Annotated in this window: 21 protein-coding genes; 7 read left to right on the plus strand and 14 right to left on the minus strand. The window is 74.5% G+C overall.

Translation table 11 applies throughout. From position 1 onward, the window contains the following. The first annotated feature begins 116 nt into the window (after window positions 1-116). Window positions 117-1,703, plus strand: a complete 1,587-nt coding sequence (locus tag ACFWH7_RS02500) for a transglutaminase TgpA family protein (RefSeq protein WP_378214854.1) — start codon at window positions 117-119, stop codon at window positions 1,701-1,703. Here ACFWH7_RS02500 and ACFWH7_RS02505 read toward each other — a convergent pair. From ACFWH7_RS02505 to ACFWH7_RS02515, 3 genes are read right to left on the minus strand one after another with little or no spacing between them, the layout of a single operon-like run. Then, complete coding sequence (locus tag ACFWH7_RS02505; protein ID WP_378214855.1) at window positions 1,651-2,046, minus strand: DUF3040 domain-containing protein; 396 nt, start codon at window positions 2,044-2,046, stop codon at window positions 1,651-1,653. The genes ACFWH7_RS02500 and ACFWH7_RS02505 overlap by 53 nt on opposite strands. Before the next feature lie 36 nt (window positions 2,047-2,082). Next, on the minus strand, window positions 2,083-3,339 hold the full coding sequence (locus ACFWH7_RS02510; protein WP_378214856.1) for a DNA polymerase IV: 1,257 nt from the start codon (window positions 3,337-3,339) through the stop codon (window positions 2,083-2,085). Window positions 3,340-3,378: 39 nt separating this feature from the next. Beyond that, a complete protein-coding gene (locus tag ACFWH7_RS02515) occupies window positions 3,379-3,822 on the minus strand; it encodes an SAV_6107 family HEPN domain-containing protein (protein ID WP_378214857.1) in 444 nt (147 codons plus the stop codon). 163 nt (window positions 3,823-3,985) lie between these two features. On the opposite strand from ACFWH7_RS02515, the gene ACFWH7_RS02520 reads away from it, so the two are divergent. Further along, window positions 3,986-4,861, plus strand: coding sequence for a spermidine synthase (locus tag ACFWH7_RS02520; protein ID WP_463054447.1), 876 nt, complete (start codon window positions 3,986-3,988; stop codon window positions 4,859-4,861). 84 nt (window positions 4,862-4,945) lie between these two features. On the opposite strand, the gene ACFWH7_RS02525 is transcribed toward ACFWH7_RS02520, so the two are convergent. The 5 genes from ACFWH7_RS02525 to ACFWH7_RS02545 form a co-directional block, all read right to left on the minus strand. Continuing rightward, on the minus strand, window positions 4,946-5,149 hold the full coding sequence (locus ACFWH7_RS02525) for a cold-shock protein (protein ID WP_034655075.1): 204 nt from the start codon (window positions 5,147-5,149) through the stop codon (window positions 4,946-4,948). A 320-nt stretch (window positions 5,150-5,469) separates the two neighbouring features. Next, window positions 5,470-6,396: a proteasome assembly chaperone family protein gene (locus tag ACFWH7_RS02530; protein ID WP_378214860.1), complete on the minus strand. Its 927-nt coding sequence runs from the start codon at window positions 6,394-6,396 to the stop codon at window positions 5,470-5,472. A 143-nt stretch (window positions 6,397-6,539) separates the two neighbouring features. Then, entirely contained in the window at window positions 6,540-6,980 is a 441-nt protein-coding gene (locus ACFWH7_RS02535; RefSeq protein WP_047233762.1) for a response regulator, read from the minus strand. 51 nt (window positions 6,981-7,031) lie between these two features. Further along, the gene (locus tag ACFWH7_RS02540; protein WP_378214861.1) at window positions 7,032-8,669 is read right to left on the minus strand and encodes a sensor histidine kinase; all 1,638 of its coding nucleotides are present in this window, start codon (window positions 8,667-8,669) and stop codon (window positions 7,032-7,034) included. 7 nt (window positions 8,670-8,676) lie between these two features. After that, window positions 8,677-10,005, minus strand: a complete 1,329-nt coding sequence (locus ACFWH7_RS02545; protein WP_378214862.1) for a PP2C family protein-serine/threonine phosphatase — start codon at window positions 10,003-10,005, stop codon at window positions 8,677-8,679. A 182-nt stretch (window positions 10,006-10,187) separates the two neighbouring features. Between ACFWH7_RS02545 and ACFWH7_RS02550 the strand changes: the two genes are divergently transcribed. The 3 genes from ACFWH7_RS02550 to ACFWH7_RS02560 all read left to right on the plus strand — a co-directional run bounded on the left by ACFWH7_RS02550 (window position 10,188) and on the right by ACFWH7_RS02560 (window position 14,315). Continuing rightward, window positions 10,188-12,482 (plus strand): HelD family protein, encoded by a 2,295-nt coding sequence (locus ACFWH7_RS02550; RefSeq protein ID WP_378214863.1) that lies wholly within the window; start codon window positions 10,188-10,190, stop codon window positions 12,480-12,482. A 96-nt stretch (window positions 12,483-12,578) separates the two neighbouring features. Next, window positions 12,579-13,778: a phosphoglycerate dehydrogenase gene (gene serA / locus ACFWH7_RS02555; protein ID WP_378214864.1), complete on the plus strand. Its 1,200-nt coding sequence runs from the start codon at window positions 12,579-12,581 to the stop codon at window positions 13,776-13,778. 117 nt (window positions 13,779-13,895) lie between these two features. Beyond that, window positions 13,896-14,315: a pyridoxamine 5'-phosphate oxidase family protein gene (locus ACFWH7_RS02560; RefSeq protein ID WP_378214865.1), complete on the plus strand. Its 420-nt coding sequence runs from the start codon at window positions 13,896-13,898 to the stop codon at window positions 14,313-14,315. 58 nt (window positions 14,316-14,373) lie between these two features. On the opposite strand, the gene ACFWH7_RS02565 is transcribed toward ACFWH7_RS02560, so the two are convergent. Then, window positions 14,374-14,631, minus strand: a complete 258-nt coding sequence (locus tag ACFWH7_RS02565) for a DUF5302 domain-containing protein (RefSeq protein WP_378214866.1) — start codon at window positions 14,629-14,631, stop codon at window positions 14,374-14,376. A gap of 102 nt (window positions 14,632-14,733) precedes the next feature. Between ACFWH7_RS02565 and ACFWH7_RS02570 the strand changes: the two genes are divergently transcribed. Then, window positions 14,734-15,825, plus strand: coding sequence for an aldo/keto reductase (locus ACFWH7_RS02570; RefSeq protein WP_378214867.1), 1,092 nt, complete (start codon window positions 14,734-14,736; stop codon window positions 15,823-15,825). Between the two features lie 62 nt (window positions 15,826-15,887). On the opposite strand, the gene nrdR is transcribed toward ACFWH7_RS02570, so the two are convergent. Together nrdR and ACFWH7_RS02580 are read right to left on the minus strand one after the other, a co-directional pair. Beyond that, window positions 15,888-16,421: a transcriptional regulator NrdR gene (gene nrdR / locus ACFWH7_RS02575; protein WP_378214869.1), complete on the minus strand. Its 534-nt coding sequence runs from the start codon at window positions 16,419-16,421 to the stop codon at window positions 15,888-15,890. Between the two features lie 419 nt (window positions 16,422-16,840). Continuing rightward, complete coding sequence (locus ACFWH7_RS02580) at window positions 16,841-17,209, minus strand: LysM peptidoglycan-binding domain-containing protein (protein WP_378214870.1); 369 nt, start codon at window positions 17,207-17,209, stop codon at window positions 16,841-16,843. Window positions 17,210-17,541: 332 nt separating this feature from the next. On the opposite strand from ACFWH7_RS02580, the gene lexA reads away from it, so the two are divergent. Next, on the plus strand, window positions 17,542-18,276 hold the full coding sequence (gene lexA / locus ACFWH7_RS02585; RefSeq protein WP_378214871.1) for a transcriptional repressor LexA: 735 nt from the start codon (window positions 17,542-17,544) through the stop codon (window positions 18,274-18,276). A 96-nt stretch (window positions 18,277-18,372) separates the two neighbouring features. On the opposite strand, the gene ACFWH7_RS02590 is transcribed toward lexA, so the two are convergent. From ACFWH7_RS02590 to hflX, 3 genes are all read right to left on the minus strand, one after another. Then, on the minus strand, window positions 18,373-19,383 hold the full coding sequence (locus tag ACFWH7_RS02590) for an L-lactate dehydrogenase (RefSeq protein ID WP_378214872.1): 1,011 nt from the start codon (window positions 19,381-19,383) through the stop codon (window positions 18,373-18,375). 48 nt (window positions 19,384-19,431) lie between these two features. After that, entirely contained in the window at window positions 19,432-21,543 is a 2,112-nt protein-coding gene (locus ACFWH7_RS02595) for an ATP-dependent DNA helicase (protein WP_378214873.1), read from the minus strand. Between the two features lie 132 nt (window positions 21,544-21,675). Further along, window positions 21,676-23,223 carry a GTPase HflX gene (hflX, locus tag ACFWH7_RS02600; RefSeq protein WP_378214874.1) on the minus strand — a complete coding sequence of 516 codons (1,548 nt, stop codon included), beginning with the start codon at window positions 23,221-23,223 and terminating at the stop codon, window positions 21,676-21,678. Window positions 23,224-23,265 lie beyond the last annotated feature (42 nt).

Consider the following 23,265-nt stretch of genomic DNA (forward strand, 5'->3'; position numbering starts at 1 on the left):
CCCTCGCCCGGCCCCCCGCGGTCCACCACCCCCCCCCCACCGTCCCCCGCGCCCCGACCGCGCGCCGCCCGTAGGACCGTGCGGCCGGCGGCCTGCGGGCCGCCGGCGCGCTCGTCGTGGCGGTCGCCGTCGCGGTCGTCGCCCTGGGTCTCGGTTCGGCGAGCGCCTCGCTCCCCGAGGTCGCGTCCGCGTCGTGGTCGCGTCTGTTCTCCTCGACCGGGCAGACGGTGCGGCTCTCCGACGACCTCGACATGCGGCGCGACCTCGCGGAGCGCTCGGGCGAGGTCGTGCTGCGCTACCGGACCGACGCGGACGAGGTCGGCCCGCTCCGCGTGTTCACCCTCACGGGCTTCGACGGCACGAACTGGCGGCGCGGCGCGGACCGCGACGGCACCCCGATCGAGGGCGCGGACCAGCTGCTGTGGCCCACCGACCCGGCCGGCGTCGAGGAGGCCGCGTCCGTGCGCGTCACGCTCGAGTCGCTGCGGGACACCAAGCTCCCCGTCCCGACCGAGCCCCGCACCGTGGACATCGACGGCGACTGGTCGTACGACGACGTCCGCGACGAGGTGCTCGGGGACCAGCCCACCGGCGCCGGGACCGCGTACGAGCTCGCGGTCTTCTCCCGGCCGCTGGACGCGGCGTCCCTGCGTGGTGCGACCGGCGCGGACCCGGACGACCCCAACTACCTCGACGTGCCCGCGACCGAGCACGAGCAGGACATCCGTGACCTGGCCGCCGCCGTGGTCGACGGGGCGCCCACGCGCTACGACCAGGCGCTCGCCCTGCAGACCTACTTCCGCGACGTCTCGCAGTTCACCTATTCGACCGAGGTACCGCCGGGCGACTCCGGCGACGCGGTCTGGGACTTCCTCGAGGACCGGACGGGATACTGCGTCCAGTTCGCGACCTCGATGACGATGATGGCGCGGACCCTCGGCATCCCCGCACGTCTCGGGGTCGGGTTCCTGCCGGGCGAACGCGTCGACGACTCGAGCTTCCAGGTCACCGGTCGCGACTCCCACGCCTGGCCGGAGCTCTGGTTCCCGGGGCAGGGCTGGGTGCGGTTCGAGCCGACCCCGGCCCAGCAGACGGGCCCGACCCCGCGGTGGGCGACACCCGTGGCCGTGACGCCGGGGGGCCCGGGAGACCCGGGCAACGTGCCGACGCCGGGCGCGACGACCGCTGCTCCCTCCGCCCCCGCGAGCCCGGTGCCCACCACGCCCGGCACGGGCGGCACGACCGGCGGCTCTCAGGACGACGGCGCACCCTGGCTGCTCGTCGTGGGCGTCGCGCTCCTCGTCGCGGTGGCCGTCGGCGGGACGCTGTGGCTCGCCCTCCGTCGACGGTCCGAGACGCAGAGCCTGCGGGACGCCGAGGACGCGTGGGCCGAGCTGACCGACCGGCTCGGGGCGCTCGACGTCCGGTGGCCGACGTCGACGACACCGCGGCGCGTCCCCGCGGCGGTCGTCGCGGCGCTGCAGACCCGTCGCGGGCAGCACCCGCGGGACGAGGACGTCGCCGAGGCGGTCTCCGGGCTGGCGTCGGCCCTCGAGACCGAGCGCTACGCCCCGGAGCCGCGGACGGTCGCCCGTCCCGACCGGCTCCAGGAGCTCGTCGACGCGGCGGTCGACGCCGTCGAGGAGTCGCTCAGCGACCGTCCTGCTCGCGCCGACGGTCCCAGCGCTCTTCCAGTCGGCTGAGGAACGGCCTGCGGGCCGGCTTGCTCGGCGTGGCCGGGCGGACGGTGCCGTCCGCCTCGACGGTCCCCACCGGTCCCTTGCGCGACGAGCGCGGAGACTGGAAGACCAGGACGACGCCCCCGAACATGAGGACGAAGCCGATCACCCCGAGCCAGGTCTGCGAGAGCGCAGCACCCAGCACGAGGAGGAGGAGGCCGCCGACGACGCCGACTCCGGCCAGGACGTAACGCAGCGCCGAACGTCGTCGTGGCGCCTGGAGCGTGTTGGCCAACCGCGGATCGTCCGAGGTGAGCGCGCGCTCCATCTGCTCCAATACCCGCTGCTCGTACTCAGACAGAGGCATGAGCACCCCGTTTCTCCACGTGGTCGTGTGTCACCCTCAGGATAGATCGACATCCGCGGGGGTGGTAGTCGAGCGGGCCCTCGCGGGCCCCATGGCGATGGATCTCACCCCGAACCGCCCTCGGACCGCGTCGACGGCCTCCTCCACCCGACGCCGGGTCGCGCTCGTCTCCTCGACGGCTTCCTCGAGCGTGGGCTGCACGACGGCCTCCGCACGGGGTTCGAGACCCTCGGCGCGGACCCCCACGAGCCGGACGGCGAGGCCCCGCAGGTCGACGCTCGCGACGAGCTCGCGCGCCACGAGATAGATCTCGCGCGCGACGTCCGTCGGGGCGCCGAGGGTCCGCGCGCGGGTCACGGTGCGGAAGTCGCTCGTCCGGACCTTCACGCTCACGGTGCGCGCGACGAGACCCTGGTGGCGCAGCCGGCCGGCGCAGCGGTCGGCGAGCTCCAGCACGCGGGCCTGGACCGCCGTGAGGTCGCGCAGGTCGTGCGCGAACGTCGTCTCGCCACCGATGCTCCGTTCCGACCGCTCCGGCTCGACCGGCCGGGGGTCGCGCCCCCACGCGAGGTCGTGCAGGTGCGCGCCCGCGACCTTGCCGACCGCCGCCTGGAGCGACGCCACGTCCGTGTCGGCGAGCTCGGCGACGGTACGGATGCCCCACTGCGCGAGCACGCTCTCGGTCCGCTCCCCCACGCCCCACAGCGCGCCGACGGGCAGCGTGCGCAGGAACGGGACGGTGGCGGCCGCCGGCACGAGGAGCACGCCGTCGGGCTTGGCGTGCGTCGAGGCCAGCTTGGCGACGAACTTGTTCGTCGCGATGCCGACCGAGCAGGTGATGCCGTGCTCGGCCCGCACGCGACGCCGCAGCTCGGCCGCGATCCGCGTCGGCGGCCCGAGGCGCCGCCGCGCCCCGCTCACGTCGAGGAAGGCCTCGTCGACGCTCACCTGCTCCACGAGCGCGGTGATCTCGCCGATCGCCGCCATGACCGCACGGGAGACCTCGTAGTAGCGCGTGTGGTCCGGCGGGACGACGATCGCCTGCGGGCACAGCCGGCGCGCGGTGGCCATCGGCATCGCCGAGTGGACGCCGAACGCGCGCGCCTCGTAGGTCGCCGCGAGGACGACGCCTCGCTCCGCACCGCCGACGACGACCGGTCGCCCCACGAGCTGGGGTCGCCGGGCGAGCTCGACGGACGCGAAGAACGCGTCCATGTCGACGTGGAGGATGGAGCACCCCTCTTCGTCGTCGCCCCAGTCACGGCGGACGACGGCGCGCGGTCCGCGGCTCATCGCCGCCTCACCGGGCGCTCGACGCGGGCCGCGCCAGGGTCACGACGCCACCGTCCGCAGACCGGGCAGCCGGACGAACCCGGCATCCGGGTCGACGAGCATCGCGACCTCGTCGCGGAAGTCCTCGGCGCACGCCATGAGCTCGTCGGCCCGGCGCGGGTCCACGGCGTCGAACCGACCCGCGTCGACGGCGGCGCGCACGCGCGCCCCGCTCGCGAAGTAGCCGGACCACGCGGCGAGCGACGGCTCGGCGTCCGCGAGCTGCTCCCACACCGAGCGGGCCCGTCCGCGACGCACCGGTCGGGCGCGCAGCGCGACGACCGCCGCCGCGGCACGCAGGGCACCGAGGTGGGCGTGCACGAACCGCTCGCCCGCGTCCTGCGCGAGCGCCGCCGCGACGAGCTCCGCGTCCGCGCGGTCCAGCAGCCGACGGACCTCGGCGGGGACGGCGACCGCCCCCCTCGCGCCTGCTTCGTTCGACATCGCGCACCTCCTCCTCCACTATCGAACACCTGTTCGATCCTGTCAACGTCGGGCGGTCTCCAGCCCGTACGGTGAGCACATGGCTCGCCGCACCTCCCGACGCTCCTCAGGGTCCTCCGCACCACCCACACCGTCCCGACGGCGGGGCGGCGGGGGCCGCGGCGTGGCCGCCGGGCCGGAGCTCCCGACGGGGCCGGTGCCGACGTCGACGGGGACCGCGCACGTCGAGCGCGACCCGGACCACCCGTCGGCCGTCACCCTCTACGTCAACGGCGTCCCGAGCTCGTACCTCGACCTCGACGACCCCGGGATGCTCGCGTTCGAGTACATGCAGCAGATGGCGGCCGTCGTGGACGAGCTCGGCCCCGCGCCCCTGCGCGCGCTGCACCTCGGCGCGGCGGGGTGCAGCCTTCCCCGCTGGGTCGAGCACACCCGACCGGGCTCGACCCAGCTCGGTGTCGACCTCGACGCCCGCCTGCTCGAGCTGGTGCGCACGTGGTTCGACCTGCCACGGGCACCGCGCCTCCGGTTGCGTCCCGACGACGCGCGGCACGCGGTGGCGAGCCTGCCCGACGCCTCGTACGACGTCGTCGTGCGCGACGTGTTCGACGGCGACCGCACGCCCGACCACCTCACGACCCTCGGCATGGCGGCCGAGGTGCACCGCGTCCTGCGCCCGGGCGGCGCCTACCTGGTCAACTGCGCCGACCGTCCGCCGCTCACGACGGCGCGCCGCGAGGCCGCGACGCTCGCGGCCGCGTTCGGGGAGACGTCCGCGGCGGATGGCCGGGTCGCGGCGATCGCGGAGCCCGCACAGCTCAAGGGTCGGCGCTACGGCAACGTCGTGCTGGCCGCGGTCCGTGCAGGGTCAGGTGCGCCGAGCCTGTCGGGCACGACGCTGGCCCGCGCCGTCCGCTCGCTCGCCGTCCCGGCGCGCGTCGTCACGGGCGACGAGCTCCGCGCGTTCGTGGGCACCGCGCCGGTGCTCGACGACCCCGAGGAGGTGCCGGCCGGCGGCACCGCGGCAGATGCGTCCTGAGACGCGACAGGAGCCGCGCCCGACGGGCGCGGCTCCTGCACTGCTGCGACGACCGGGTGGCCCGGCCGCCAGACGTCGGGGACGTCAGAGCGGACGAACCTTCTCCGCCTGCGGGCCCTTCGGCCCCTGGGTGATCTCGAACTCGACCCGCTGCGCCTCGTCGAGCGTGCGGTACCCGTTCGACTCGATCGCCGAGTAGTGCACGAAGACGTCGGCACCGCCGCCGTCCTGCGCGATGAAGCCGTAGCCCTTCTCGGCGTTGAACCACTTCACAGAACCCTGCGCCATGCTCTTCCTCTGACCTTCTGTCCATCCGGGGACATCAGCGAGCGGACCCTTCGTCCACCCCCGTGCGCCGCAATGCCATGTCCCACGTCCTTCGCCGGCGCCCCGGCCGTGTGCGGCCGGCAGGCCCGACGCCGGACCACCCCGCCGGGCGGACCCACGTACCGGCCCTGCACCGGGTCGTGCGCAAGTACGTCACTGCAACGGGTGACAGTGTGGCACGGACCACGTCTGGTCCGCCATGGAACTCGCCACCTCTCGTGATGATTTTTCGGCACATTCCACCCCGGTCCGCGGACCGGGGTGAACCGGGTCGACGCGGCTCAGTCGCCCGACTGCTGGGCGAGGAAGCGCTCGAACTCGGCGCCGAGCTCGTCGGCCGTCGGGATCGGCGCGGACTCCGCGAGCAGGCTCGTGCGCCCGACGGAGCGCGCGAACGCGTCGTACTGCTCCTCGAGGGCGTGCACGACGGCGGCGACCTCCTCGGAGTCGCGCACCTGACGCTCGACCTCGGTCTTCGCGTCCTGCACCGCCTCCGCGAGCCCGCTCGTCGCGAGGTCCAGACCGGTGACGCGCTGCACGTGCTCGAGCGCGACCACCGCCGCCGGCGGGTAGGAGGACTGCGCGAGGTAGTGCGGCACGTGCACGGTGAAGCCCAGCGCGTCGTGCTCCGCCCGGCCGAGCCGCAGCTCCAGCAGGGCCGCCAGGCTGGCCGGTACCTTCACCGTGCCGAACCACGACGTGTGCTCCCCCAGCAGCTCCGGCCGCGTCGCGTGGGCAGTGACCGACAGGGGTCGCGTGTGCGGGATCCCCATCGGGATGCCGTGGAAGCCGACCGTGAGCGACACGCCCAGGCGCTCGACGACGTCGCGCACCGCGGCGACCACGCGCTCCCACTGCACGTCGGGCTCGGCGCCGTGCAGCAGCAGGAACCCCGTCCCCTCGGCGTCGCGCACGTGGTCGATCACCAGGTGCGGCTCGTCGTAGTCGGACCACCGGTCCGTGCTGAAGGTCATCGTGGCGCGCTTGGAGCGGTAGTCGAGGAGCTGGTCGACGTCGAACGTCACCACCCGGGTGACCTCGCCGATCCCCAGCAGGTGGTCGACCGCGACCTCGCCCGCGCTGCCCGCGTCGACGAACCCCGCGACGGCGTGCAGCAGCACGGGCCCCGCGCCCGGTTCCGGCGGCGTGGGCCACAGGCGTGCCACGGCCTGCTCGTCGAGCTCGTAGATCCCGCGAGGGTCCAGCATGCATCCTCCTCGTGACGTCCTTCGCCCGTGCGCTGCCGACGGCGCGCGACGGGCCTGACGAGGACAACACGGCTCGTCCCGCGGTTCTTCCCGACCCCGCGCTCCGTGCGGGTCCTCGGGGTCCGGGGCGGCCCGTGCCCGGGTCAGCGACCGGGCAGCCGCACCACCGAGACGAAGAAGTCGTCGATCTGGCGCACCACGTCGATGAAGCGGTCGAAGTCGACCGGCTTGGTGACGTAGGCGTTCGCGTGCAGGGAGTAGCTGCGCACGACGTCCTCCTCGGCCTCCGACGTCGTCAGCACGACGACCGGGATCTTGCGCAGCGCCTCGTCCGCCTTGAGCTCGGCGAGGACCTCGCGTCCGTCCATCCGGGGCAGGTTGAGGTCGAGCAGGATCAGGTCCGGCGTCGGGGCGCCCTCGTGCTCGCCCTCCTTGCGCAGGAACTGCAGCGCGCTCACCCCGTCGGAGACCACCGAGAGGCGGTTGGTGACCTTGTGGTCCTCGAACGCCTCGCGCGTCATGAGCACGTCGCCGGGGTCGTCCTCCACCAGGAGGACGTCGATCGGCTTGCTGCCGTGGCTCATGCGGGGCTCTCCTCGTCGTCGTGGCGTGCCCGGGCGGGGATCACTCGGGGATCACCGCTCCGCGCCGTCGTGGTCGGAGCGAGCGTAGCCGACCTGCGCGTGCACGTACGCGTGCGCGAGCGTGAAGCGGATCGTCGTCCCGCCCTCCCGCGGCTCGATCCAGATCCGGCCGCCGTGGTACTCGACGATGCGCTTGCACAGCGCGAGGCCGATGCCGGTGCCCTCGTACACGTCCTTGGCGTGCAGGCGCTGGAAGATGACGAACACGCGCTCGGCGTACTGCGGGTCGATCCCGATCCCGTTGTCCTCGACCGAGATCTCCCAGTGCGTGTCCCGCGCGAGCACGCCCACGTGCACGGCGGGCGTCCGGTCGGGGTCGCGGAACTTCAGCGCGTTGCCGAGGAGGTTCGCCAGGAGCTGGTGCAGGAGCGCCCGCTCGCCGACGACGACGGGCAGCGGGTCGTGCGTGATGCTCGCCCCCGTCTCCGTGATCTTCTCGGACAGGTCCTCGAGCACGCCCTCGAGCTCCCGCTCGAGGTCCACGTCGACACGCTCGTTGCCCGTGCGGCCGACCCGCGAGAAGCCGAGCAGGTCCTGGATGAGCCGCTGCATGCGCTTGGCGCCGTCGACCGCGAAGTCGATGTACTGGTCCGCGCGGTCGTCGAGCTCGCCGCCGTACCGCTTCTTGAGGAGCTGCGTGAAGCTCGCGACCTTGCGCAGCGGCTCCTGGAGGTCGTGGGACGCGACGTAGGCGAACTGCTCGAGGTCGCGGTTGGACCGCTCGAGCTCGCGCGCCTGCTCCGCGAGGAGCTCGTGCGAGCGGGCGGCGTCCTCGTGCGACGCCTTGATCTCGGCGACCTGGTTCACGAGCTCGACGCGCATGTGCTCGACGTCCTGGGCGAGGTCCGCGATCTCCGCCGGGCCGGAGGTGACGACCGGCTCGTCGAGGCTCCCGGAGCTCACCAGCCGCACACGGTGCGCGAGCCCGGCCATCGGCTCGGTGACCCACCGCTTGAGGCACACCCAGAGGATGATCCCGACCGCGAGCGCCGAGCCGACCAGGACGAGGACGCTCCCGAAGAGAGCCCTGCTCCAGCGGTCGAGCGTGTCGAGCCGCTCGAGGCGCTCGGCGCGGATCGCGTCGACGTACCGCGCGGTGTCGGCCCGTGCGTCGGCGAACAGCCCGGCCCCGTGCGACTGGTCCACGGCGCGCACCCGTCCCGGGCCGTCGTCCTCGGTGGTCGCGATCGCGGGCTCGGCGTAGTCGGTGACCCAGGCGCGCACCGACGCGTCGGCCTGCGCGAGCGTCGCCGCCTGCTCCTCGTCGAGCCCGAGCAGGTCCACGAGCGCGGGGTCGGGGACGACTCCCTCGGCGTCCGTCCCGACCGCCCGGGTGTAGGCCTCGAGCGCCGTGTCGTCCCCGGTCGCGACGTACGCGCGCACCGCCACCTCGGCGTCGAGCAGGCCCACGTACGCGGCGTCCGCCTCGGTCACCGCGTCGAAGAACGGCCCGGTGACCTCGCCCTGGGTGGTCAGCACGCGCGAGAGGGCGATGGCCGACGTCGCGAGCACGCCGAGCAGGATCACGCCCGCGACGACGAGCGCCCACCCGAGCCGGCGGCGCAGCGTGGGGGCGCGCCGGCGCCCGGCGTGCGCCGTTCCGGTCGTCCCGCTCGCCGTGGCGGTCACCGGGCCCTCACCGGGCCCACTCGTCCGAGTCCGCGAGGGTCGCCGTGCGCTCGCCGGGGGTGCCCTCGTCCCCGCCCCAGCCGAGCACGAGGAGCGCGGCGTCGTCCGCGAGCGGGCCGCCGTGGAGGTCGCGCACACGTCGGAAGACGCGCTCCACGACACCCTCGACACCCTGTTCGAGCGCGCTGTCGACGGCGCGGCGCAGGCCGTCGACGCCGACGCGCTCGGGGCGGGCCTGTCCCGCCGCGACCACCGGCCCCGCGACCGTCGCCTCGACGAGCCCGTCCGTGTAGAGCATGAGCGCCCAGCGATCCCCGAGCTCGACGGACTGCGACGTCCACCCTCCCTGGACCGGGATCCCGAGTGCGCGGCCGCGGGCCGTGGGCGTGATCTCGGTCGCGGTGTCCCGCAGCAGGAGCGGCGCGAGGTGCCCCGCGAGGTAGACCTCCGCGCGTCGGCGGTCCGCGGAGACGAGGACCTGGCAGAGCGTGACGAAGACCTCGGGGCGGGCGCGCTCGGGCACGAGGACGCGCTCCAGGAGCGGGAGGATGCCGTCGGGCTGGGTGTCGGAGAGCACGATGGTGCGCCAGGCCGTGCGCAGCGTCGCGCCCAGCGCGGCCTCGTCAGGACCGTGGCCCGCGACGTCGCCGATGACGCAGAGCACCGTCCCGTCCGGGCGCTCGACCGCGTCGAAGAAGTCGCCGCCCAGGAGACCGTTCCCGCCGGGGACGTAGCCCACCATGACGTCGAGCCGGTCGTCCTGGACGAGCGGCGTGGGCAGGAGCGCGCGCTCCAGCCGTGCGGTCTCGGCCGCCCGTACCTCGCTGCGGTACAGCGCACGCTGCTGCTCGACCGACATGCGCCGCTGCACGGCGTAGCGCACCGACCGGCCCAGGAGGTCGCCGTCGACCTCCCCCTTGACCAGGTAGTCGTCGGCGCCGGCCGCGACGGCCTGGACGCCGAGGTCGATGCCCGAGTGCCCGGTGAGGACCACGAGGGCGGGCGGGTGGGTGCCGGTCCGCACCCGCTCGACCGCCGACAGCCCGACGGAGTCGGGCAGCCCGAGGTCCAGCAGGACGCAGTCGACGGGCCGCGAGACGAGCATCTCGAGCGCGGCGTCGAGCGTCGTCGCGCGATGGAGCTCGACCGTGAGGTCGCCGTCCGACAGCAGCTCCTCGACGAGGATCGCGTCCCCGTCGTCGTCCTCGACGAGGAGGATGCGCAGCTCGTCCGTGGGGGCGAGGACCGCGCGCTCGGACAGCACCTGGTCCCGCGCGCCGGCCTCGTCGCCCCGCGCAGAGGGTCGCGCGGGGACCTGACGGTCGGTCCCGGTCACGACGCCCGCTCCCCTCTGGTCGCCATGGCCCACGATCCTAGCGTCAGCGGCGCGTCGGGCCCGGTCACGGGTGCGGGACGCGCCGGGGACCGGTCCGGGGCGGGGGCGCCCGTGGGCCATAATGGACGGCCGTGTCACGGGCGGGCGCCCGGGCGCGACGCCCGGCCGAGGGAAGGGACAGCGTGGGACGCAACGACGAGCTCCGGCTCGAGCAGGAGGTCGTGGACACCCTCTACGCGCGCCTCGACGAGCTGCGTGCCGCCGCCCGCGCGCGGCTCGACGGCGTCCGTCGGTCCGGGCCGTCCGGCTCGCCGCAGAACCGGAGCGAGCGCGACGCGTTCGCGACCCTGTACGAGGACCGGGTCGCGCAGCTCGACGCGGTCGAGGACCGGCTCGCGTTCGGCCGCCTCGACCTCGACGACGGCGCACGCCGCTACGTCGGGCGCATCGGCCTGACCGACGCCGAGCACACGAGCCTCCTCACCGACTGGCGCGCGCCCGCGGCGCAGTCGTTCTACCGCGCGACGGCGGCCCACCCCGACGGCGTCGTCCGGCGGCGGCACCTGGTGACGCGCGGGCGGGACGTGACGGGCCTGGAGGACGAGCTCCTGGACCTGGACGCGCCCGAGGCCGTGACCGGGACGACGCTCTCGGGCGAGGGCGCGCTCCTCGCCGCGATGGCGGCGGGCCGCACCGGCCGCATGGGCGACATCGTCGCGACGATCCAGTCCGAGCAGGACACGATCATCCGGTCCGGCCTGGCGGGCGCGCTCGTCGTGCAGGGCGGCCCGGGCACGGGCAAGACGGCCGTCGCCCTGCACCGCGCCGCGTACCTCCTCTACGCGCACCGGAGGGTGCTGGAGCGCTCGGGCGTCCTCCTCGTCGGTCCGAGCCACTCGTTCCTGCGCTACATCGACCAGGTGCTGCCGTCGCTCGGCGAGACGGGGGTCGTCAGCACGACGATCGCCGACCTCCTTCCCGGCGTCGTCGCCGACGGCGCGGAGGACCCCCGCGTCGCCCGCGTCAAGGGCCGGGCCGTCATGGCCCGGGCGGTGCGACGCGCGGTGCGCGCGCGCGAGCGCGTGCCTGCGGCGGACGTCCCGGTGCGCCTCGACGGCCACGACCTGCTGATCCGGCGCCGCGACGTCCGCGACGCGATCGCCAAGGCCCGGCGCACGCACAAGCCGCACAACCTCGCGCGCGTGACCTTCGTCCGCGAGATGCTCTCGCGGCTCGTCGACCAGTACGGCCGCCAGCTCGGCGAGCCGCTCGTCGGCGAGGACCGCGCGCTCGCCCTCGAGGACCTGCGCTCCCACCGCGACGTGCGCGTCGCGCTCAACCTCGCGTGGCTGCCCCTCACGCCGGAGCGCCTGGTCGAGGATCTCTGGACCAAGCCGCACCGGCTCGCCGAGGCGGCGCCCGAGCTCTCGCCGGCCGACCGCCTCCTGCTGGAGCGCCCGAAGGGCTCACCGTGGACGCCGGCGGACGTCCCGATCCTCGACGAGGCCGCCGAGCTGCTCGGCGAGGACGACCAGGCGGAGCGGGCCGAGGCCGCCGCACGGGCGGCGCAGCGCGCGCAGGACCTGGAGTACGCACGGCAGGTGCTCGAGTCGTCGGGCGCCGGCGGCGGGATCGTCGGTGCGGACGTGCTGGCCGAGCGCTTCTCGGCGAGCGGCCCGCGCCTCACGACGGCCGAGCGCGCCGCACAGGACCGCACGTGGACGTACGGGCACGTCGTGGTCGACGAGGCGCAGGAGCTCTCGGCGATGGCGTGGCGCATGCTCGTGCGCCGGTGCCCGACGCGCTCGTTCACCGTCGTCGGCGACGTCGCGCAGACGTCGTCGCTCGCGGGCGCGCGCTCGTGGAAGGGCATGCTCGACCCGGTGTTCCGCGACGCGTGGCGCCTCGCGGAGCTGACCGTCAACTACCGCACCCCGGCCTCCGTGGCCGACGCCGCACGGCGCGCCGCCCTGGCCGCCGGGCTACCCGTCTCGCCGCTGACGTCCGCGCGCGACGTGGAGGACGCGCTGCGCGTCGTCGAGGCGGCGCCCGCCGACCTCGCCGCCCTGGTCCGGGCCGAGGCCGACGCCGCCCGCGCGGAGTTCGTCGCCGCGGAGTCGGGGCGCGTCGCCGTCGTCGCCGCCGCGCCGGCCGTCGCGGACCTGCGCGTCGCTCTCGGCCTCGAGGACGCCGGTCCGGACGCCCCGGTCACGGTGCTCGACCCGGTGCAGGTGAAGGGGCTGGAGTTCGACGCCGTCGTGCTCGTGGAGCCCTCCGACGTCGCTACCGGCCCGTCCGGCGCGTCGGACCTCTACGTCGCCATGACCCGCCCGACCCAGCGCCTGGTCGTCGTGCACGCTCGCGCGCTCCCCGCAGGCGTCGCCGGTACCGGGCCGGGCGCCGAGACGCGAGCGAGCACCCCGACGAGCGCCCGTGCGGGCACGGAGGCAGCCGGCGGTGCGCGCGTCGCCCCGTGACGCGGCGGGTCCGGGCCGTGCCGGTCGGCCGTTCACCTCGTCCCGAAGGTCAAGACCCGTTTGGTCCGGACCGCGGACCGGGCGCACCATGGGAGCGTGCTACGCGCCCTCCTCCTTGAAAACCTGCACCCTCTCGCTGCCTCGAACCTCGAGGCGGCAGGGATCGACGTCACCGTCCGCACCGGCGCCCTCGACGAGTCCGAGCTGATCGAGGCCCTCGACGGGGTCCACCTGCTCGGCATCCGGTCCAAGACGAACGTCACCGCGAACGTGCTCGAGAACGCCCCGGACCTGGTGGCGCTCGGCGCGTTCTGCATCGGCACGAACCAGATCGACCTGCGCTCTGCCGCGACGCAGGGCGTCGCCGTGTTCAACGCCCCGTTCCAGAACACGCGCTCCGTGGTCGAGCTCGCGCTCGCCGAGATCATCGCGCTCACGCGCCGCCTCACCGAGCGCGACCGCGCGCTGCACGAGGGCCGCTGGGACAAGTCGGCGGAGGGCGCGCACGAGGTCCGGGGCCGCACGCTCGGCATCGTGGGCTACGGCAACATCGGCACCCAGCTCTCGGTCGTGGCGGAGAACCTCGGCATGTCCGTGGTCTTCTACGACACGGCGGAGAAGCTCGCGCTCGGCAACGCGCGTCGCATGGACACGCTCGACGAGCTGCTCGAGCAGGCGGACGTCGTCACGCTCCACGTCGACGGCCGCCAGGGCAACGCCGGGCTGTTCGGCGCCAAGCAGTTCGCCCGCATGCGCCAGGGCTCGATCTTCCTCAACCTGTCGCGCGGGTTCGTCGTGGACTACGGCGCGCTGCGCGAGGCGATCGTCGAGGGCCGCGTCTCCGGCGCCGCCGTCGACGTGTTCCCGCACGAGCCCAAGCGCAAGGGCGACAGCTTCGACTCCGAGCTGCGCGGCCTGCCGAACGTCATCCTCACGCCGCACATCGGCGGCTCGACGGAGGAGGCGCAGGAGGCGATCGGCCAGTTCGTGTCGGCCAAGCTGCGCGACTACCTCACGACGGGCTCGACGACACTCAGCGTCAACGTGCCGAACCTCGCGCTCGAGCAGACCACCGGGATCACGCGCATCACGCACCTGCACCGGAACACGCCGGGCGTCCTCGCGGCCGTCAACGCGACGCTCGCGGAGCACGGCACGAACATCGAGGGCCAGCTGCTCGCGACCCGTGGCGAGATCGGCTACGTCGTCACCGACGTCGGCTCGCGCGTCGAGCCCGCCGTCATCGACGCGCTCGCCGCGATGGAGCAGACGATCGCCCTGCGCGTCCTGGACTGACGCCTGCCGCGAGCGATCCGCCGCGTGTGCCGGGCGACCGGCGCACGCGGCGAAGGTCCTCGGTCGGCATGACCTTCGCCGCTGAGCGCCCCGTCCGCGTCGGTGCCACGATGAGGCATGACCGGATACACGCACGACGGGCCGCAGATCCTCGACGCCGACGCGTCGTGGGACCTCGTGGAGGGGACCCACGTCGCACGCCTCGCCGTGAGCGTGCGGGGCGAGCCGGACATCTATCCCGTCACCGTGCGGGCGCACGAGCGCACGCTCGCGTTCCGCACCGTGCCGGGGACCAAGCTCGCGACCCTCGCGACCAACGAGCGCGTCGCGCTCGAGTGGGACCACGTCGACGACGACGGGGCGTGGAGCGTCGTCGCCCGGGGCACGGCCCACCGGATCCGGAGCGAGCACGAGGTGGACGCCGTCCAGGACGGTGCGGACCCGCTGGTCCCCACGGTCGACGTGCCGACCGAGGAGTGGGTCGTGGTCGAGGCCCGCGAGCTCACGGGACGGCGCTTCGCCCGGTCGGGGGACTGACCCCGGACACGCTTCGTCCGGCCGCCCCGTGCGGGACGACCGGACGACGGGACGCAGGTCAGCCGGACTTGCGGCGGAACGTTCGCTGGACCGGGCCGACGGTCTCGGAGCCGTGCACGGACCCGGTGTTGGTCTCGCCGTCCGCCGTCCGGTGGCGCGCCGCGTTCTTCCGGTCGAGCGCCTCCCGGAACTTCGCCTTGGCCTCGTCGGTCGGTGCGGTGTCTGCAGCGGATCGCTGCTGGTCGGACGCCATGGCGGTCTCCTCGTCGATGGGGAACTCGGTCGTGCACTGCGGTCGGCCCGACGGTGCGGGCACCTCGCCAGCCTCCCGCACCCGGTCGCCGGACGCCACCTGATTTGTCCCCTGGCCTGCCAGCTCCTCGACGGCCGTCGGACGGCGTCGGGTAGCGTCGGCACCGTGCCGCCCGACGCCTCCCCCGATCCCGCCGCCCGACCGACCGCGCCGCCGTCGCCCACGGACCGCGCCTCGCTGCCGCACCGCCGTCTCGGCCGTTCCGGGCTCGCGCTGCCGACCGTCTCGCTGGGCCTGTGGCAGAACTTCGGGGATGCCGACCCCCGGGCGACCCAGCGCGAGATCGTGCTGCACGCGGTCGACCGCGGGGTGACCCACCTCGACCTCGCGAACAACTACGGCCCGCCGGGCGGAGCGGCGGAGGAGTCGCTGGGGCATCTGCTCGCGCGCGAGCTGCGGCCGGTCCGCGACGAGCTCGTCGTGACGACCAAGGCCGGCTACCGCATGGGACCGGGCCCCTACGGCGAGGGCGGCTCGCGCAAGTACCTGCTCTCCTCCCTCGACGCGTCGCTGCGCCGGCTCGGGCTCGACCACGTCGACATCTTCTACTCCCACCGCTTCGACCCGACGACGCCGCTCGAGGAGACCGTCGGCGCGCTCGCCACGGCGGTCCGCTCGGGGCGAGCGCGGTACGCGGGCATCTCCTCCTACTCGGCGCGCCGCACCCGGGAGGCGCTGCGTGTCGCGGAGCAGCTCGGGGTCGACCTCGTCGTGACCCAGGTGTCGTACTCGATGCTCAACCGGTGGGTCGAGGAGCCCGACCCGCACGATCCCGCGGGCGCGTCCGTGCTCGACGTCGCCGGGGCCGAGGGCCTCGGCGTCGTGGCCTTCTCACCGCTCGCACAGGGGATGCTCACCGACCGGTACCTGCGCGGGGTCCCGGACGACTCCCGTGCGGCGCGCGGCGGGCCCCTGCGACCGGCGTTCCTCTCGGACGCGAACCTCGACCACGTGCGCCGGCTCGACGGCCTCGCCCGCGCCCACGGGCGCAGCCTCGCCACGACGGCGATCCTCTGGGCCATGCGGGACGCGCGCGTCACCTCGGTCCTGCTCGGCGCGAGCTCGACGCGCCAGCTCGACGAGAACCTCGCCGCGCTCGACGCGCCGGGTCTCTCCGCGGAGGAGCTCGCCGCCGTCGACGCGCTGCCCGCGGACACGGGCATCAACGTCTGGGCGTCGCGGTCCAGCGACCTGTAGCACCGCGGACGCGGTCCGGAGACGACGACGCGGGACCGACGACGGGGCGCGGCCTCGCCTTCTCAGGCGTGCGGCGCGGGCTCCTCGCGCACGTCCGGGGCGGGAGCGGCGTCGTCCAGGCCCTCGGCCCGTGCCGCCGACTCGCGCTCCTCGCGCTCGACCCGGAGCGAGGTGATGGCGCTCTCGAAGTCCTCGAGCGAGTCGAACGCCTGGTAGACGCTGGCGAAGCGCAGGTAGGCGACCTCGTCGAGCTCACGCAGCGGCCCGAGGATCGCGAGCCCGATCTCGTACGCGTCGAGCTCCGCGCTGCCGCTCGCCCGGATCGTCTCCTCCACGCGCTGCGCGAGCACCGCCAGGTCGTCCTCGTTGACGGGGCGCCCCTGGCAGGCCTTGCGCACGCCGTTGACGATCTTCTCGCGCGAGAAGGGCTCCGTGACGCCCGAGCGCTTGACCACGGACAGGCTCGCGGTCTCGATCGTCGTGAAGCGGCGGTTGCACTCGGGGCACTGGCGTCGCCGACGGATCGACGCGCCGTCGTCCGAGGTGCGCGAGTCGACGACGCGGGAGTCCGCGTGGCGGCAGAACGGGCAGTGCATGGCGGGCTCCTCCGCGGGTTCGCGCCGACGGGTCGGCGCGACGAACGTATGCCGTCGCGGCGGGGCGGTGCAACACGCCTCCGACCCCCGGGCCCTGCTGAGGGTGGGACGACGGCGCACAGGCGCTCGCCCGTGGACAGCAGAACGGGGGCGGTCGTGGTCGACCGCCCCCGTCGGGACGCCCCCGTCCCCATCTCGCGCGTGACTCGCCTCACGCGCGGCGACGTGCACAGGAGTCGCGGTGGACCGCTCACTCCTCGCCTCGTCCGCCCAGCCCCCCAGCCGGCGTTGTGAGGTGACACTAACTTAGGTGGGCCTAATCAGAGATGCAACCCCTGTGACCCGGCGCACGACGGATTCCTCCCGTGTCCTGCGTCACACGAGTCCGACCCGCCCGCGACGACGGACGTGCGCAGCCCCTAGGCAGATGCCGGAAGAAGGATCTTCTGCCCGGCCTGAAGGCCCGACGACGAGAGCCCGTTGAGCTCGGCGAGCCCGCTCACGACGTCCCGCAGGTCCTCGCCCGGAGCCGCCACGCCCTGCGCGAGCTCCCACAGCGTCTCCCCCGCGGCCACGACGTGGACGCGGACCTCCACGGGCTCGCCCGGTCCGCTCGCGACGGCGACGCCCACGCGCGCGGCGAGCAGCAGCACCACGGCCGCCAGGAGCACGAGGACCACGCGGCCCCGTCGGGTGAGCCGCAGCGGCCGCTCGCCCGCACGCTCCCGCGCCGCCGCCCCGCCCGAGCGGCCGAGGGGCCCGACCGTCGAGATCGCCATCGCATCCATGCCTGCTCCGTCCCGGCCAGCGGACCCGATCGCCTTCCCCGGTCGATCGGACGCCGCGAGCCCTTCGTCTCCATGCCGACCGGGTCGGTCGAACACGTGTACGTAGAACATCTGTACGAAGGTGTATCACGAACGACCGACAGAGTCGAGACATGCTCGAACAGGTGTTTGATTCGTGTCGCAACCTCCCCTAGCCTGGGGTCAGGTCGGTTCGCCGGACATGTCCGCTCGGACCTGGAGGAACGACCGAGGTCCCGGGGCGCACGTCCCGGGGAGGGGAGGCCGCAGGCCGGGAGGCGTCGGCGGCCGCGACGGACGAAGGCGGAGCGACCATGGCGGCACGAGGCACGGACAGGGCACGGGGGCTCGCCGAGGTGCGCGAGCTCCCGGACGGGTCGGCAGGGGGTGACGGGCTCACGCCGCGGCAGCGCCTCGTGCTCGAGACCATCCGCGCATGCGTCGAGCAGCGTGGCTACCCGCCGAGCATGCGGGAGATCGGCGAGGCCGTGGGCCTGACTAGCCCGTCGTCCGTGAAGCACCAGCTCACGACGCTCGAGCGCAAGGGCTTCCTCCGGCGCGACCCGAACCGTCCCCGCGCGATCGAGGTCGTCCAGCCGGACGACGCGCGTCGTGCGACGCCGCTCGGGGCGGCGGGCGCCGCGCCCCAGCCCACGTACGACGAGGCGCACCCCGCGCCGTCGTACGTCCCGGTCGTCGGACGCATCGCCGCCGGCGGGCCGATCCTCGCGGAGCAGGTCGTCGAGGACGTCTTCCCGCTCCCCCGCCAGCTCGTCGGCGAGGGCGAGCTCTTCCTCCTGCGGGTCCAGGGCGACTCGATGGTCGACGCCGCGATCTGCGACGGAGACTGGGTCGTCGTGCGCCGCCAGCCGGTCGCGGAGAACGGCGAGATCGTCGCGGCGATGATCGACGGCGAGGCCACGGTGAAGTCCCTGCGTCGCGCGGACGGCCACGTGTGGCTCATGCCGCACAACGCCGCGTACGACCCGATCCCGGGCGACGACGCCCAGGTCCTCGGGCGCGTCGTCTCCGTCCTGCGCAGCCTCTGAGCGACCAGGGTCCCACCCCTCAGGACGCCGAGAGCCGGGTGGTCGTCGACCACCCGGCTCTCGCGGTGCTCGGGCCCGGGCGGCGGGCCCGGTCGGTCAGAGACCGAAGCGGCGCGCGACGGCGCGCAGCGACTCGGCGGACGAGCGCAGGCCGGCGAGCTCCTCGTCGGCCAGCGGGACCTCGACCCGCTCGGCGGCGCCGCGGCGGTCGACGAGCGTCGGCAGCGAGAGGCACACGTCGTCGAGCCCGTACGCGCCGTCCAGGAGCGTCGAGACGGGCAGGATGCGGTGCTCGTCGTCGAGCACGGCCTCGATGATGCGCGTGCCCGCGAGCCCGACGGCGTAGTTCGTCGCGCCCTTGCCCTCGATGATCCGGTAGGCCGACTGCACGACCTCCCGCGCGATGTCGTCACGGACCTTCCCAGTGAGCGGCCCCCGCCCGCCGAGGCCAGGCCACTCGAGGAGCGGCACGCCGCCGATGGTCGCCGAGCTCCACAGCGGGATCTCGCTGTCGCCGTGCTCGCCCGCGACGTACGCGTGGACGTTCTGCACCGCGACGCCGCAGTGCTGGGCCACGAGGAAGCGCAGGCGCGACGAGTCGAGCACCGTCCCGCTGCCGAAGAGCTGCGTCGGCGGCAGCCCGGAGAACTTGAGCGCCGCGTACGTGACGATGTCGACGGGGTTGGTCACCATGACGTAGACCGCGTCCGGGGCGACCTCCACCAGCCCGGGCAGGATCGTGCGCATGAGGCCGATCGTGCCCTCGGCGAGGTCGAGCCGCGTCTGGCCGGGCTTCTGCTTCGCCCCGGCCGTCACGACGACGACGTCCGCCCCGGCGCACACCGCGACGTCGTCCGAGCCCTCGACCCGTGCCATCGGCATGAACTGGATGCCGTGCTGGAGGTCGAGCACCTCGGCCTCGACCTTCGCCCGGTTGACGTCCAGGAGCGCCACCGTGCGTGCGGCGCCGCGCATGAGGGCCGCGTACGCGAGCGTCGACCCGACCGCGCCGGCCCCGACGATCGCGAGCTTGGTGGTCCGCGCTCCCCCTCCCGGACCGCCCGTGGTCGCGTCGCCGGTGCCCTGCGGGGACGTGCTCGTCGTCATCTCGCCTCCGTGAAGTTCGCTGGATTCCCTGCTGCTCGCGGGAAGGACTCAGCCTAGGGCGGCGAGGCGCCGTAGCGCAGCGGTAGCGACGTCGCGGTCGGTCGTCTGCCAGAACCCCGGCATGGACCGCGTGAGGAACGTACCGTAGCGCGCCGTCACGAGCCGCGGGTCGAGGACCGCGACCACGCCCCGGTCCGCCGTGGACCGCACGAGCCGGCCGGCGCCCTGCGCCAGCAGGAGCGCGGCGTGCGTCGCGGAGACCTGCATGAACCCGTTGCCGCCCGCGGCCTCGACCGCACGGGCCCGTGCCGACTTGACCGGGTCGTCCGGGCGTGGGAACGGGATGCGGTCGATGAGCACGAGCTGGCACGACGGTCCCGGGACGTCGACGCCCTGCCACAGCGACAGCGTGCCGAACAGGCACGTCGCCGGGTCGGCGGCGAACTCGCGCACGAGCGTGGGGAGCTGGTCGTCGCCCTGGCAGAGGACCGGCACGTCGAGTCGCTCGCGCATCGCCTCCGCCGCGGCGACCGCGGCGCGGCGCGACGAGAACAGACCGAGCGTGCGCCCGCCCGCGGCCTCCACGAGGGCCGCGATCTCGTCGAGCTGGTGCTCCGTGGACGCCTCGCGGCCCGGCGTGGGCAGGCGCTTGGCCACGTAGAGGATCCCCTGCCGCGCATAGTCGAACGGGCTCCCGACGTCGAGCCCGCGCCACCGCGGCGCATCGGCGTCGCCACCCTCGCCGCCGCTCCCGAGGCCGAAGGTGCGCGCCACGGCGTCGAAGCTTCCGCCGAGCGCGAGGGTCGCGGACGTGAACACCCCGGTCCGCTCGGCGAGCAGGTGCGTGCGGATGAGGCCGGCGACACCCAGCGGGGCGGCGTGCAGGCGGCTCGCACCCTCGCCGAAGCGGTCCGCGGACCACCCGCCCTCGCCGGGCCGCGAGCACCAGAGCACATCGTGCCCGGTGGGGTCCGCGGCCATGCGCTCGGCGACCTCGAAGAGTTGCAGCATGGTCGACTGAGCCATCTTCAGCCCGGAGTCGGGCTGGGCAGGCTTGGTCACGCCGGTCTCGGGCTTGAGCGTCGAGAGGACCTCGCGCGCGGCGTCCCGGACGGCGGCGACGGCCGAGCGCGCGCCGTCGGGCAGGCCGTCGGGGAACCGTTCGGCGGGGAGCGAGCCCACGACCGTGCCGAACGCCGCCGACGCCGCGTCGAGCGCGTCCGTCGTGACGCCGCCGTGCCGGCGCGCGAGCCGCGCCGCGCTCTCGATCGCGGGCACCGACAGGTCGACCGTCGCCGCGGCGGTCACGCGGTCGGCGAGCTCGTGCGCCTCGTCGACGACGAGCACGTCGTGCTCGGGCAGCACGCCGGGCGATCCCATCGCGGCGATGCCGAGCATCGCGTGGTTGGTCACGACGACGTCGGCCTCGCGGGCTGTCGCGCGCGCCTTCTCGGGGAAGCACTCCGCGAGCATCGGGCACCGCTGACCCAGGCACTCGAGCGCCGTGACCGAGACCTGACGCCACGCCTTGTCGCTCACGCCCGGCACGAGGTCGTCGCGGTCGCCCGTCGACGTCTCGCCCGCCCACTCGCGCAGGCGGACGACCTGCTCGCCGAGCGCCGCCGCACTGGTCCCTCCACGCGCGGCCGGGTGGTCGGCGGCGCCCGCGGACTCGCCCGGCAGGTCGAACAGCGTCGGCTCGTCGGCCGGGTACCCGCCCGCGATCTTGTGCACGCACAGGTAGTTGTGCCACCCCTTGAGGAGCGCGATGGTGGCGGGGCGCGGGAGACGGTCCGCCACGGCGTCGGCGACCAGCGGCAGGTCTCGCGTGATGACCTGGCGCTGGAGCGCGAGCGTCGCGGTCGAGACGATCACCCGCTCGTCCGTCGCGACGGCGTGCCGCACGGCGGGCACGAGGTACCCGAGCGACTTCCCCGTGCCCGTACCCGCCTGGACGACGAGGTGCTCCGAGCCCTCGATCGCCTCGGTGACCGCGCGCGCCATCGCGTGCTGACCGTCGCGCCGCGCCCCGCCCAGCCGCGTGACGGCGACGTCGAGGAGCGCGTCGACCTCGGGCACGTCGCCTCCCGAGGCGACGGCCGTCGTGCCCGGCCCCTCGGCGTCGACATGGTCGGGGGCGGGTCGTGTGGAGGGGGGCACCCGCCGAGTCTACGGTCGGGCACCCACGGGTCGGCGGTCCTGTGGACGACGGCGCGGGCACGGCACGACCCCGCACGGCGCGCGCCGTACGGGGTCGTGGAAGGCGTCAGGCGGGGGCCCGGCGCGGGGCACTCAGCCCTGGGTCGAGGCCCCGACGAGCTCGGTCGCGAGCGCCTGGGCGACGCGCCCGCGCAGGAGCGTGCCCTCGGGCGTGTGCTCCTCGTGGTCGATCTCGCCCTCGGTGTGCACGCGGTGCACGAGGTCGCCGCGGTGGTAGGGCACCACGACGTCGATCTCGACGTCCGGACGCGGGAGCTCGTGCGCGATGAGCTCGCGCAGGTGCTCGATCCCCTCGCCCGTGTGCGCCGACACGACGACCGTGCGGCGCTCGCGCAGGCGGATCCGCGCGATGGTCTCCGGGTCCGCGAGGTCCGCCTTGTTGAGGACGATCACCTCGGGCACGTCCTCCACGCCCGGGATGTCGGCCAGGACGTGCCGGACCGCCGCGATCTGGCCCTCCGGGTCGGGGTGCGAGGCGTCCACCACGTGCAGCAGCAGGTCGGCGTCGCCGACCTCCTCGAGCGTCGAGCGGAACGCCTCGACGAGCTGGTGCGGCAGCGCGCGCACGAAGCCGACGGTGTCGGCGAGCGTGTAGACGCGGCCGTCCTCGGTGCGCGTGCGGCGCACCGTCGGGTCGAGCGTCGCGAACAGCGCGTTCTCGACGAGCACGCCCGCGCCGGTGATGGCGTTGAGCAGGCTCGACTTGCCGGCGTTCGTGTAGCCCGCGATCGCGACGGACGGGACGGCGTGCCGCTTGCGCGACGCGCGCTTGGTCTCGCGGCCCGGTGCCATCGCCTGGATCTCGCGGCGCAGCTTCGCCATGCGGTTGCGGATACGGCGGCGGTCCAGCTCGATCTTCGTCTCACCAGGCCCGCGCGAGCCCATGCCCGCGCCCGCGCCGCCGACCTGTCCGCCCGCCTGCCGGGACATCGACTCGCCCCACCCGCGCAGGCGCGGGAGGAGGTACTCGAGCTGGGCGAGCTCGACCTGGGCCTTGCCCTCCCGGGACTTCGCGTGCTGGGCGAAGATGTCCAGGATCAGCGCGGTCCGGTCGATCACCTTGACCTTGACGATGTCCTCGAGCGCACGACGCTGGGAGGGCGCGAGCTCGCCGTCGATCACGACCGTGTCCGCGCCGCTGGCCGCGACGACGTCGGCGAGCTCCGCCGCCTTGCCGGAGCCGAGGTACGTGCCCGGGTCGGGCTTCGCGCGGCGCTGGATCACGCCGTCGAGCACCTGGGAGCCGGCCGTCTCGGCGAGGGCCGCGAGCTCGCGCAGCGAGATCTCGGCCTCCTCCGCGGACGAGGGTGCGCCGTCCTCGCGCGGGTCGGAGCCGGGGCTCCACAGCCCGACGAGCACGACCTTCTCGAGTCGCAGCTGCCGGTACTCGACCTCGGTGACGTCCTCGAGCTCGGTCGACAGACCGACCACGCGGCGCAGCGCGCTGCGCTCCTCGAGCTCGAGCTGCTCGCCGTCGTGCCGTGCGTGGACCGTGCCGCCCTCGGCGCGCGCCGTCCCGGCCCGAGCGAGCACCCGCGCCACGACGTCGCTCGCGATGTCCCGCGTCGCGCCGGTCGGCTCGTCCTGAGCCGGGGTGGGGGTCGCTGGGGTCTGGGTCATGTGCCGCCTTTCGTCACGGAGCGGCGCTCGTGCGCCGTGGTA

It is taken from the genome of Cellulosimicrobium cellulans (genome assembly GCF_042723955.1).
Lineage (GTDB): Bacteria > Actinomycetota > Actinomycetes > Actinomycetales > Cellulomonadaceae > Cellulosimicrobium > Cellulosimicrobium cellulans_H.